The 409-nt window shown below is 71.1% G+C and carries 1 protein-coding gene; it reads left to right on the forward strand.

All coding sequences use genetic code 11. The features are described 5' to 3' along the window. Positions 1 to 331: transposase (locus tag LPA54_RS40560; RefSeq protein WP_228985441.1), on the forward strand; the 331-nt coding region annotated here is incomplete at its 5' end. Positions 332 to 409 lie beyond the last annotated feature (78 nt).

Genomic DNA, 409 nt, shown 5'->3' on the forward strand with positions numbered 1-409 from the left:
GCTCGAACCCCTGGTGCGCGGCATCCCGCCCATCCGCTCCCGCCGCGGGCCGCGCCGACGACGGCCCGCCAAGCTCCATGGCGACAAGGGGTACGACTACGACCACCTGTGCCGGTGGCTGCGCTCTCGGAACGTCACCCCGCGCATCGCCCGCAAGGGCATCGAGTCCTCCCAGCGACTGGGCCGTCACCGATGGACCGTGGAACGCACGGTGGCCTGGCTTGCCGGGTGCCGCCGTCTGCATCGCCGCTACGAGCGCAAGGCAGAACACTTCCTCGCCTTCGTCGGCATCGCCGCCGCGCTCATCTGCTACCGGCGTCTGGCTGCGTGAGCCGGTTCATACGACTCCGAGGAACCCCGGGTCGGCGCCGTCGAACTGCAGGCACGAGTCGCGGCTCAGCCCCAGGAG

Source organism: Streptomyces sp. DH12 (assembly GCF_020873895.1).
GTDB lineage: Bacteria > Actinomycetota > Actinomycetes > Streptomycetales > Streptomycetaceae > Streptomyces.